This is a genomic window from Pseudoduganella sp. LjRoot289 (genome assembly GCF_964252925.1).
GTDB lineage: Bacteria > Pseudomonadota > Gammaproteobacteria > Burkholderiales > Burkholderiaceae_D > Rugamonas.
On the sequence record NZ_CAXUPN020000001.1, the window covers coordinates 4887981 to 4900040 of the forward strand.

At 68.7% G+C, this 12060-nt stretch carries 7 protein-coding genes; 3 read left to right on the forward strand and 4 right to left on the reverse strand.

What is annotated here, in order from left to right; genetic code table 11:
* Nucleotides 1–59: 59 nt before the first annotated feature.
* Nucleotides 60–1763, reverse strand: coding sequence for a urocanate hydratase (gene hutU, locus ACSQ8Y_RS20905; protein ID WP_436268349.1), 1704 nt, complete (start codon nucleotides 1761–1763; stop codon nucleotides 60–62).
* Between the two features lie 246 nt (nucleotides 1764–2009).
* Complete coding sequence (locus ACSQ8Y_RS20910; protein WP_436268350.1) at nucleotides 2010–3671, reverse strand: amidohydrolase; 1662 nt, start codon at nucleotides 3669–3671, stop codon at nucleotides 2010–2012.
* Nucleotides 3672–3762: 91 nt separating this feature from the next.
* On the opposite strand from ACSQ8Y_RS20910, the gene ACSQ8Y_RS20915 reads away from it, so the two are divergent.
* Nucleotides 3763–4401 carry a glutathione S-transferase family protein gene (locus tag ACSQ8Y_RS20915; protein WP_436268351.1) on the forward strand — a complete coding sequence of 213 codons (639 nt, stop codon included), beginning with the start codon at nucleotides 3763–3765 and terminating at the stop codon, nucleotides 4399–4401.
* A gap of 19 nt (nucleotides 4402–4420) precedes the next feature.
* On the opposite strand, the gene ACSQ8Y_RS20920 is transcribed toward ACSQ8Y_RS20915, so the two are convergent.
* Together ACSQ8Y_RS20920 and ada are read right to left on the reverse strand one after the other, a co-directional pair.
* On the reverse strand, nucleotides 4421–5209 hold the full coding sequence (locus tag ACSQ8Y_RS20920; RefSeq protein ID WP_436269879.1) for a 2OG-Fe(II) oxygenase: 789 nt from the start codon (nucleotides 5207–5209) through the stop codon (nucleotides 4421–4423).
* 86 nt (nucleotides 5210–5295) lie between these two features.
* Complete coding sequence (gene ada / locus ACSQ8Y_RS20925) at nucleotides 5296–6354, reverse strand: bifunctional DNA-binding transcriptional regulator/O6-methylguanine-DNA methyltransferase Ada (protein WP_436268352.1); 1059 nt, start codon at nucleotides 6352–6354, stop codon at nucleotides 5296–5298.
* 96 nt (nucleotides 6355–6450) lie between these two features.
* Between ada and hutC the strand changes: the two genes are divergently transcribed.
* Both hutC and ACSQ8Y_RS20935 read left to right on the forward strand, forming a co-directional pair.
* Nucleotides 6451–7206, forward strand: coding sequence for a histidine utilization repressor (gene hutC, locus ACSQ8Y_RS20930; RefSeq protein ID WP_436268353.1), 756 nt, complete (start codon nucleotides 6451–6453; stop codon nucleotides 7204–7206).
* Nucleotides 7207–7373: 167 nt separating this feature from the next.
* Complete coding sequence (locus ACSQ8Y_RS20935; protein ID WP_436268354.1) at nucleotides 7374–12050, forward strand: PAS domain S-box protein; 4677 nt, start codon at nucleotides 7374–7376, stop codon at nucleotides 12048–12050.
* Nucleotides 12051–12060: the final 10 nt, after the last annotated feature.

A 12060-nucleotide genomic window follows, 5' to 3' on the forward strand; every position in this document is an offset into this window, starting at 1 on the left:
GGAGGCGCCCTATGGGTCCCCGCTTGCGCGAGGACGACATGGCGCACGTCCCGGGCCATTTACTTGATCATAGGCAGATTGAGGCCGTTGCGCTTGGCGCACGCGACCGCTGTTTCGTAGCCCGCGTCGGCGTGGCGCATCACGCCCGAGCCGCTGTCGTTCACCAGCACGCGCGCCAGGCGCTTGGCGGCGGCGTCGGTGCCGTCGGCCACGATCACCACGCCGGAATGCTGCGAATAGCCCATGCCCACGCCGCCGCCGTGGTGCAGCGAGACCCAGGTGGCGCCGCCGGCGGTGTTGAGCAGCGCATTCAGCAGCGGCCAGTCGGAGACGGCGTCGGTGCCGTCCTTCATGCTTTCGGTTTCGCGGTTGGGGCTGGCGACGGAGCCGGTGTCCAGGTGGTCGCGGCCGATCACGATGGGCGCCTTCAGTTCGCCGGTGCGCACCATTTCGTTGAAGGCCAGGCCCGCGATGTGGCGCTCTCCCAGCCCTAGCCAGCAGATGCGCGCCGGCAGGCCCTGGAAGGCGATGCGCTCGCGCGCCATGTCCAGCCAGCGGTGCACTTGCGCATGGTGCGGGAACAGTTCCTTGATCTTGGCGTCGGTCTTGTAGATGTCCTCCGGGTCGCCGGACAGCGCCACCCAGCGGAACGGGCCGCGCCCCTCGCAGAACTGCGGGCGGATGTAGGCCGGGACGAAGCCGGGGAAATCGAAGGCGTTCTCCACGCCCTGGTCGAAAGCCACCTGGCGGATGTTGTTGCCGTAGTCGACCACCTTGGCGCCCAGCTGCTGGAACTCCAGCATGGCTTGCACGTGGGCGGCGCAGGAATCGGCGGCGGCGGCCACCAGGCGCGCGTGGCGCTCGGGATCCTGCTGCGCCGATTTCCAGTCCGCCACGCTCCAGCCGCGCGGCAGGTAGCCGTTCACCAGGTCGTGCGCCGAGGTCTGGTCGGTGACCATGTCGGGCACCAGGCCGCCTGCCTGGGCGCGCTTGACCAGCTCCGGCAGGATCTCGGCCGCGTTGCCCAGCAGGCCGATGGAGACCGCCTCCCTGCGTTCGGTGTGGTGCTTGACCAGTTCCAGCGCCTCATCCATGGACGCGGCCTGCTTGTCCAGGTATTTGGTGCGCAGGCGGAAGTCGATGCTGGTCTGCTGGCATTCGATGTTGAGCGAGACGGCGCCGGCGAAGGTCGCCGCCAGCGGCTGCGCGCCGCCCATGCCGCCCAGGCCGGCGGTCAGTATCCAGCGTCCCGCCATGTCGCCGCCGAAGTGCTGGCGGCCGGCTTCGGCGAAGGTTTCGTAGGTGCCCTGCACGATGCCCTGGGTGCCGATGTAGATCCAGGAACCGGCCGTCATCTGCCCGTACATGAACAGGCCGGCACGGTCGAGCTCATTGAAGTGCTCCCAGTTGGCCCATTTGGGCACCAGGTTGGAGTTCGCCAGCAGCACGCGCGGCGCATCCTCATGGGTCTGGAACACGCCGACCGGCTTGCCGGACTGGATCAGCAGGGTCTGGTCCGCTTCCAGTTCCTTCAGCGACGCCAGGATCTGGTCATAGCAGGCCCAGTTGCGGGCGGCGCGGCCGATGCCGCCGTACACCACCAGGTGCTGCGGATTCTCGGCCACTTCATTGTCGAGATTATTCTGCAGCATGCGATAGGCCGCTTCCGCGCCCCAGGTCTTGCAGACACGCTCGGGACCGCGCGGGGCGCGGATATCGCGGGTGGCGTCGAAGCGTGGATCGTTGGCGAGGGAAGTGCTCATGTCGTCTCCTTGGTAGCAGGTGATGCAGAGAGGCTAGGCTGGGGGAAAAGCCCGCCACGCGCCCTCCGCGCATCTTCCCAGCATAAGTTGTATATACAACCAAGTCAACCCATTTCTGCGGTCCGCAGCGCTACCCGCCGCCCGGCCCCATGCCACCGATGCCAGTGTCACCCGGTGTCCAAACAGCCTGAGCCGCACTAGGCGTCGGACAGGGACGCCGAATCCCCGACTGCGGCTCAGCTTGGCTCAGCGCTTGTAGACCTGCTTGCCGGCCACCCAGGTTTGCAACACGGTGATCTTGCCGATGTCGGCCGCCGGTACCTTGAACAGGTCGGCGTCGGTGACGATGAAGTCGGCCCATTTGCCGACCTCCAGCGAGCCGATCTCCTTGTCTTGCCGCGCGGCATAGGCGGCGTCCAGCGTGAAGCAGCGCAAGGCCTGGACCAGCGTCATGGCTTCGTTCCTGTACCAGCCGCCGGCCGGCGTGCCGCTGCCGTCCTGGCGCGTCACCGCGGCGTGGATGCCGGCCAACGGATTCGGCGATTCGATCGGGAAGTCGGAGCCGCAGGCGATCTTCGAGCCTTGCCTGAGGAAGGTGTGCCACGCGTACGCACCCTTGATGCGCTGCGGGCCGACGCGCTGCTCGGCCATGTTCTGGTCGGACGTGGCGTGCGTCGGCTGCATGGACGGGATGATGCCGAGCGCCTTGAAGCGCGGAATGTCGGCCGGCGCCACCACCTGCGCGTGCTCGATGCGGTGGCGCAGCGCCGCGCCCGGATACTTCTTCAGCTGCTGCTGGTAGGCGTCCAGGATCTGGCGGTTGCCGGCGTCGCCGATGGCGTGCACGTTGACCTGGTAGCCGGCCTTCATGGCTTTTTCCATCTTGGCCAGCATCTCGTCGTCCTTGTAGAACAGCAGGCCGTGCGTTCCTGGCGCGTCGCTGTACGGCGCTATCAGCGCGGCGCCCCGGCTGCCCAGCGCGCCGTCCGAATACAGCTTCACGGCCGACAGCGCGTACATGCCGTTGGCGTAGCTTGCCAGCGGCCCGTTTTTCGACAGCGCGTCGAAGTCCTCGGTGGTGTCCCCTATCATGGCGTAGATGCGGGCGGTGAGCTTGCCGCCGTCTGCGTAGGCGCGGAACAGGCGGTCTTCGTTGACGCCGATACCGGCGTCGTGCGCGCTGGTCAGGCCCACTTGCGCCAAGTGCGCGAGCGCGCCGTCGAGCGAGGCGCGCGCTTCGGCTTCGGTCGGGGCGGGGACGACTTTGTTCACCAGGTCCATCGCGCCGTCGATCAGGATGCCGGTGGCGCGGCCGATTTCATCGCGCTCGATCTTGCCGCCGGCCGGGTCGGGCGTGGCCAGGGTGATGCCCGCCAGCTCCAGCGCCTTGCTGTTGAGCCAGACCGCGTGGCCGTCCACCCGGTGCATCAGCGCGGGGCGGTCGGACACCGCGCTATCCAGTTCGGCGGCGGTGGGGAAACGGCCCAGCTTCCAGATCTCCTGGTTCCAGCCGTTGCCGACCACCCAGGCGCGCTGCGGGTTGGCCTTGCCGAAGCCGGCCACGGCTTTCAGCGCGCCGGCCAGCGACGTGGAGCTGTACAACTCCACGCCGGTGGCGATGGCGCCGAGGCCAAAGACGTGGCCGTGCGAGTCGATCAGCCCCGGCAGCACGGTCTTGCCCTGCATGTCGATGTGCCTGGCGCCGGGCGCCCGGGCTTCCACCGCCTTGGCGCTGCCCACCGCAATGATCTTGCCCGCGTCGTCGTACGCCAGCGCGGCGAACTTCACCAGCTTGCCGGCCGCGTTGAGCGTATAGCCGTTGGCGTTGCCGATGACGGTGGCGGCGTGTGCCGGCTGGAGCGAAGGCAGCGCGGCGGCGAGGGCGAGGATCAAGGGGGACAGGCGCATTCAGGCATCTCCAGGTGGATTCAAAAGCAAGAAGGAGAGTGTAGCGAAGTTTGCACGCTGGTCCAATACGGTTTTACCTGTGGAGACAACCATGCTGACCCTGTTCGACTACCTGCCTTCCCAGAACGCCTGGAAGGTGCGCCTGCTGCTGAACCACCTGCAGTTGCCCTACCGCCCGGTGTACGTCGGCATTTTCGAGGGCCAAGGCCAGCGGCCCGAATTCCTGGCGGTGAACCCGGCCGGCGCGGTGCCGGCGCTGCAGCTGGAGGACGGCCGCGTGCTGGCCGAATCGAACGCCATCCTGGCCTACCTGGCGCACGGCACGCGCTATCTGCCGCAGGACGCGTTCGCGCAAGCCAAGGTGCAGCAGTGGATGTCGTTCGAGCAGGACTATGTGGGCGCCATCGCCACGCTGCGCCATTGGACCATGACGGGCAAACTGGAACGCCGTTCGGCGCAGATGGTGGCGGCCCGCCGCGCGGGCGGCCTGAAGGCGCTGCGCATCCTGGACCGGGAACTGGCCACGCGCCCCTTCATCGCGGGCGACGCCTATACCATCGCGGACATGTCGCTGTACGCCTACACCCACCGCGCCGAAGAAGCCAACCTGCCCCTGCCGGAATTCGTCCATGTGGCGGCGTGGCTGGAGCGGGTGGCGGCGCAGCCCGGCTTCCTGCCGGCCTGCCACCCCTATGCTATCGATCCGTATTCGTCGGGCGAGCTGCCTTGATGCGCTGCGGCGCGGCCGCTCAGGCCGCGTCGTGGAAGATGATGCCCAGCGTGTGGCGCGAGCCGCCGCGCAAGCGCGACACGCCGTGCCGCATGTTGACGCGGTAGACGCCGCGCGTGCCGTTCACCGGACGGTGGAACACGGGGAAGACCACCATGTCGCCCTGCTCCAGCGGCACCACTTCGGCGCGCGACTGCATGCGCGGGCGCTGCTCGGTGAGCACGAATTCACCGCCGCTGAAGTCCTGGCCGGGCTGCGACAGCAGCACGGCGGCCTGCAAGGGGAAGACGTGCTCGCCGTACAAGTCCTGGTGCAGGCAGTTGTAATCCCCCGCCCGGTATTGCAGCAGCAAGGGCGTGGGGCGGGTCTGGCCGGCTGCGTGGCAGCGGGCGATGAAGTCCGCGTGCGAGGCGGGGAAGCGCGGTTCCAATGCCATCGCTTCGTACCAGCGGTTGGCGATGGCGGCCAGCGGCGCGTACAAGGCGTTGCGCAGCTCGGCGATGGGGCCCGGCAGCGGGTAGGCGAAGTATTGGTATTCGCCTTTGCCGAAGCCGTGGCGCTCCATGACGACGCGGCTGCGGAACAGTTCGGGCTTGGCGTAGGCAGCCGCCAGACGCCGGCACTCTTCAGGCGACAGCAGGGCGGGGACGGTGGCGCAGCCGTGGGCGTCCAGGTCTTCGGCGATGCGGGGCCAGGCTAGCGCTTCGCAGCCGCTTGACAGCCCTGTGTAGGCGCGCGCTGCGGGTGCGCCGGCATGGCGGGTTATCGAACCCGCCCTACAAGATGCCGGCGGCTCGGCCACCGGCATGGCGTCGGCGTCGGCGCCGGCTGCGGCTGCGGCTGCGGTCGCTGGAACCGGCCCGGTAGCGGCTCCGGCGTGTGGACCTGGGCCGTTCACTTCGAACCTTCGCGTTCGAGCAGCGCCTGTTTGCGCTCGACGCCCCAGCGGTAGCCGGAGATCGAGCCGTCGTTGCGCACCACGCGGTGGCAGGGGATGGCAATGGCGATGGCGTTGGCGGCGCAGGCGCCCGCCACAGCGCGCGCGCCGCGCGGGGCGCCGACCCGCTCGGCCAGCTCGGCGTAGCTGACCGTCTGCCCGGCCGGGATTTCGCGCAAGGCTTGCCACACGCGTTGCTGGAAGGCGGTGCCGCGCACGTCGAGCGGCAGGTCGAGGCCGATCTCGGGCGCTTCCACCATGCCGATCACGGCGGCCACCACCTGCTCGTATTCGGCCTCGGCGCCGATCAGCTCCGCTTTGGGGAAGCGGTCCTGCAGGTCGCGCGCCAGCAAGTCCGGGTCGTCGCCGATCAGGATGGCGCAGATGCCCTTGTCGGTGCTGGCCACCAGGATGGCGCCCAGCGAGCAGCCGGCGATGGCGAAGCGGATCGCCGCGCCGCTGCCGCCGGCCTGGTAGGCCTTCGGCGTCATGCCCAGCGCACCGGCCGACTGGGCGTAGAAACGGCCGCTGGAGTTGAACCCGGCCGCGTAGATAGCGTCCGTCACCGTAGCCTGCCCGGCCGCCAGCCGCTCCTGCATGCGGCGCTGCTTGACGCCGGCCGCGTAGGCTTTGGGCGTCAGCCCGGTCCGGGCCTTGAAGATGCGGTGGAAATGGAAACGGCTGATGCCGCTGGCCTCGGCCAGGCTGGCCAGGTCCGGCTCGCTCTCGGCCTCGTCGATCAGGCGGCACATCTGCGCCACCACGGCCGCGTGGCGCTCGGCCAGCGGGGCCTGGTCCGGCTTGCAGCGCAGGCAGGGGCGGAAACCGGCCCGTTCCGCGTCTTCGGCGGTGGCGTGGAAGGCAACATTGCCGCGCAGCGCGCGGCGCGAGCCGCACGAGGGCCGGCAATACACGCCGGTGGTGCGCACTGAATAATAGAACTGGCCGTCGGCCCCGCCGTCGCGCCGCTGCACGGCGTTCCAGCGTTCGTCGTCATTCTTGAAGGTGGTGTTCATGCCCTGCTCCATGGTGGTTGCATTATGATGCCACTTTAGCGGGCAGCCAAGCAGGGGTCACTCCGGGTCTTGCTTTCGAATTGCTGTAAAATTGCCATGTCCGCAACATGGCGGCGCGCCCCGGAGACCGGTTTGGAAGAACAGCAAGCAATAGAAACAACACCCATATTCCAGCGCATCAAGGATCACCTGCTGGAACAGATCGCCGCCGGCGTCTGGAAGGAAGGCGATGTGATCCCGTCCGAACAGGCGCTGGTCAAGCAGTTCGGCGTCTCGCGCATGACGGTCAACCGCGCCGTGCGCGAACTGACCGCCGAGCAGGTGCTGACCCGCCGCCAGGGTTCGGGCACCTATGTGGCCCAGCAAAAGTACCAGGCCACGCTGCTGGAGATCAAAAGCATCGCCGACGAAGTGCGCGCGCGCGGCCACGTCCACCGCAGCAGCCTGCAGCTGCTCGAACAGAGCAAGGCCGGCGACCTGCTGGCCAAGCAGTTCGAACTGGCGCCGGCCAGCGTGCTGTTCCACTCCGTCATCGTCCACTTTGAAAACGGCGTGCCTATCCAGGTCGAGGACCGCTGGGTCAACCCGGCCTGCGCGCCGCTGTATATGAGCCAGGACTTCGCCGCCATCACCCCCAACGAGTACCTGATGGCCGCCGCGCCGCTGCAGGGCGCCACCTACAGCATCGAGGCGCTCAGCCCGCCGCGCGACATCGCCGACATGCTGGCCATCGACACCCGCCAGCCCTGCCTGGTGCTCAAGCGCCAGACGCGTTCGGCCGGCCAGGTGGCGTCCATCGCCACCATGTGGCATCCCGGCCACCGCTACCAGTTCGCCGGCAGTTTCGCCTAGCGCGGCCGGACGTTGCTAGCATGCCGCTAGCTATGTAAAACCTATGTTGACGAGCAATAAAGTTAACACTGCCGGCAAATTTTCGATGCTATAGTTGACTGGACAAAGCGGCCCCGCCTGGCTGGACAAACAGCGCTGGCCGCAGACGATTTGCGAAAGGGAAGCTCTTGCAGCACCGCCGTCCTCCGTCCGGTTTGCCCACCGGGGTACGTTTCAGCGTGCGCCTGGCCGCGGCGCTGGCTTGCGCCTGCGCCTTGCTGCCGGGCGGCGCCGCTGCGGCCGAAAACATCACGGTGCAGCTGAAATGGCTGCACCAGTTCCAGTTCGCCGGCTATTACGCGGCGCAGGACAAGGGCTATTACCGCGACGCCGGACTGGACGTGACCTTGCGCGAAGCGGTCCCCGGCAGCGACGAGGTGCAGGCCGTGCTCGACGGCAAAGCCCAATACGGCGTCGGCAGCAGCACCCTGCTGCTCAACCGCGCGGCCGGCCAGCCGGTGGTGCTGCTGGCGTCCATCTTCCAGCATTCGCCGGCGATACTGGCGATGCGGCGCGGCGAGAACGGCCAGCCGCTGGACCTGCGCGGCAAGCGCGTCATGCTCGCCCCCAACAACGAGGAACTGCACGCCTACCTGAAACAGCAGAAAATCGCGCTGTCGGCGCTGCACACCCTGCCGCACAGCTACAACCTGGACGACCTGATCACCGGCAGGACCGACGCCATGTCGGCCTATATCTCGGACGCGCCCTATGTGCTGGACCGCAGCAGCCTGCGCTACGACATCGTCTCGCCGCGCTCGGCCGGCATCGATTTCTACGGCGACAACCTGTTTACCACCGAAAGCGAGTTGCGCGAGCATCCGCAGCGCGCCGCCGCCATGCGCGCGGCCACCTTGCGCGGCTGGCAATACGCGATGGCCCATCCGGGGGAGATCGCCGACCTGATCCGCGCGCGCTACCCGAACAGCCACAGCCGCGAGCACCTGATGTTCGAGGCGCAGCAGACCGCACTGCTGCTGGAGCAGCGCCTGATCGAGCTGGGCTACAGCAACCCGGCGCGCTGGCGCGCCATCGCCGATACCTACGCCAGCCTGGGCATGATGCCGGCCAACGACGCGCTGGACGGTTTCCTGTACCAGCCGCCGGCCCGGCCCCTGGCCTGGCAGTATGGCGCCGGCGTGGCCTTGCTGGTGCTGCTGCTGGCCACTGTAGGCGCGCTGCGCCAGCGCCGCCTGAACGCGGCGCTGGCGGCCGCCGAGGAAGCCCGCCGCAAGGCCGAGCGCCTGACCAGCTTCGCGCTGGAGGGCTCGGGCGAGGGCGCGTGGGACTGGCAGCCGCAGGCCGACGTGCTGACGCTGTCGCCGCGCTACTGCGACATCCTGGGCTACGACCCCGAGCAGTTCAAGCCCGATGTGGGCGAGATCATGGGGCTGATCCACCCGGACGACAAGCCGCGCGTCAACCACGAGTTCATCGACCAGGCCAAGCCGGCGCCGGACGGCGGCGAGCGCACCGCGCTGTCCTGCGAGTTCCGCATCCGCTGCCGCGACGGCAGCTGGAAATGGGTGCTGGGGCGCGGCATAGTGGTGGCGCGCGACGACGCCGGCAACGCGCTGCGCATGACCGGCACCCTGGGCGACATCAGCGAGCGCACCGCCGCCGAGGAGGCGCGCGTGGCGGCCATCCTGGAGGCGACCCAGGCGGCCATGCTGCTGGCCGACCGCAACGGCCACCTGCGCATGGTCAACAGCGCCTGCGCGCGCTGCTTCGGCTACACCGCCGAACAAATGCTCGGCCTGTCGATGGAACTGCTGGTGCCCGACACCATGCGCACCACGCCGGGCCGCCCGCGCGAACTGTTCACCCGGCCCGGCCTGCCGGCCCGGGTGCTGACCGCGCGCCGCCAGGACGGCAGCCACTTCCCGGCCATGGTGCACCTGGCGCCCATCCACCTGGCGGGCCAGAGCCTGTCGGTGGTGTCGCTGCGCGATATGACGCAGCGACAGCGCGCCGAGGAGGCGCTGCAGGCGAGCTCCGAGCGCTACCGGCTGATCGTGCAGACCGCCGCCGAGGGCATCTGGATGACGGACGCCGAGGACAAGACCACCTTCGTCAACCCCACCATGGCGCGCATGCTGGGCTACGAGATCGAGGACATGCTGGGCCGGACTATGAGCGCCTTCATGGACGAGGAAGGCCAGGCGCTGCTGCGCAGCCACCAGCAGCGGCGCCCGTCCGGCCAGGCCGAGCAGGGCGACGTGCGCTTCTTCCGCCAGGACCACACGCCGATGTGGGGCCTGCTGTCGACCACCCTGGTCAACGACGAGCACGGCGCCTACGCCGGCACGCTGGCCATGATCACCGACATCAACGACCGCCGCCTGGCCGACCAGGCGCTGCGCAACTCGAGCCGCCGCATGGCCTCGGTGTTCAACGCCGTCACCAACGGCCTGGTGGTGCTCAACGGCGACGGCCTGATTTTGGAGAGCAACGCCGCCGCGGCCCGCATGCTGGGCGCCTCGGCCCAGCCGGGTGCCGGCCTGTGGCCCGGCGTGCGCGAGGACGGCCAGCCGTTCGCGCGCGACCAGCACCCGGTCTACCTGGCCCTGGTGTCCGGCCAGTCGGTGCGCGGCGTGGTGATGGGCGTGCGCCAGGCCGACGGCGGCCAGTGCTGGCTGTCGGTGAACGCCGAGCCGATGCGCGACGAGCTGGGCGCCACGCCGATGGCGGTGGTCAGCCTGACCGACATCAGCTACCGCAAGCGCAGCGAGGACGCGCTGCGCCAGGGCGAGCAGCGGCTGCAGGAGATCATCAAGATGATGCCGACCGGCCTGTTCATCAAGGCGCCGGACGGCCGCTTCCTGCTGATGAACCCGGCCTGCGAGGCGCAGTTCGGCTTCCGCTTCGACGAACTGATGGGCGGCGACGACAGCCCCTTCCACTCGCCCGACGAGATGGCGCTGTTCCGCGCGCGCGACGCCGAGGCCTTCGCCGGCGGCGTCATGCTGGACTACGAGGAAACGGTGTGGAACCCCACGCTACGCGACATGCGCCACCTGCGCACCTTCAAGAACCCCGTGTTCGACGAGCGCGGCCAGCCGGCCTACCTGATCTGCATGTCGATCGACATCACCGACAGCAAGCACGCCGAGCAGGCGCTGCGCGAACTGAACGAGCACCTCGAGGAAAGGGTGGCGCAGCGCACCGAACAGCTCGACCAGGCCAAGCAGGTGGCCGAGGAGGCCAGCCAGGCCAAGGGCCAGTTCCTGGCCAATATGAGCCACGAGATCCGCACCCCGATGAACGGCGTGATCGGCATGGCCTACCTGGCCCTGAAGACCGACCTCGACCCGCGCCAGCGCGACTACCTGGAGAAGATCCGCTTCGCCGGCGAGCACCTGCTGGGCATCATCGACGACATCCTCGACATCTCCAAGATCGAGGCCGGCAAGCTGGAGATCGAGCACGTCGACTTCGCGCTCGACCACGTGATCCAGACCCTGACCACGGTGGTGGCGCCCAAGGCGGCCGGCAAGGGCCTGAACCTGCTGTTCGAGATCGACCCGACCTTGCCGCCGGTGCTGCGCGGCGACCCGCTGCGGCTGGGCCAGGTCTTGATCAACTACACCAACAACGCCATCAAGTTCAGCGAGCACGGCCACATCGCGGTGAAGGTCGTCAACGCCGTCAGCGACGCCGCCAACTGCCTGGTGCGCTTCGAAGTGCGCGACCACGGCATCGGCCTGTCGGAAGAGGAAATGGGCAAGCTGTTCCAGTCCTTCCAGCAGGCCGACACCTCCACCACGCGCGAATACGGCGGCACCGGCCTGGGCCTGGCGATCTGCAAGCAGCTGGCCCAGCTGATGGGCGGCGAGGTCGGCGTGCGCAGCGTGGCCGGCGAAGGCAGCACCTTCTGGTTTACCGCACGCCTGGGCGTGTCGACCCGCGCCGTGCCCGAGATCATCAACAGCGTCAGCGACGCCGCCGCCGAGCTGTTGGCCACGGCGCGCACCGCCGCCGTCATGGGTACGCTCAAGAACGCCCGCATCCTGCTGGTCGAGGACAACACCTTCAACCAGCAGATCGCGCTGGAAATGCTGGAGGAGGCCGGCAGCTCGGTGTGCCTGGCCAACAACGGCGAGGAGGCGCTGGCCCTGCTGCGCCAGGCCAGCTTCGACTGCGTGCTGATGGACGTGCAGATGCCGCTGATGGACGGCCTGGAGGCGACCCGCCGCATCCGCGCCGACCCGCAGCTGGCCGCGCTGCGGGTGCTGGCCATGACCGCCACCGCCACCAGCGACGACCGGGTGCGCTGCCTGGACGCCGGCATGGACGATTTCATCTCCAAGCCCATCCAGCCGGCGCTGATGTACCAGACCATCGCCAACTGGCTGCCGGCCCAGCGCGCCGAGGACAGCGAGGCGGCCAATGGCCCGCCCGCCAAGCCGGCCCGGCCCGCCTTCACCGCCACGCTGGCCGGCGACCCGGCCGTGATCGACCTGTCCATCCTGGCCCAGCTGCTCGGCTACAATCCGCAGAAGATACGCAAGTTCGCCTTCAAGTTCCTGCAGACCACGCAGGCCGGCTTCGACGAGATCGACGCCGCGCTGGCGCAGGGCGACGTGGCGCGCGTGCGCGAACTGGGGCACCGCATCAAATCGTCGGCGCGCACCGTGGGCGCGATCGGCATGGCCGAGCTGTGCCACGCTCTGGAGCACCTGGCGCCGGGCGAGCCGGCCGACGAGCTGGCGCGCGCGCGCGCCATCGCCGCCGGGCTGTGGCCGCTGCTGGAACAGGTCACCGAACAAATCATGAACAACACCACTTTCGCCAACGACAACTAAGCGAACCACT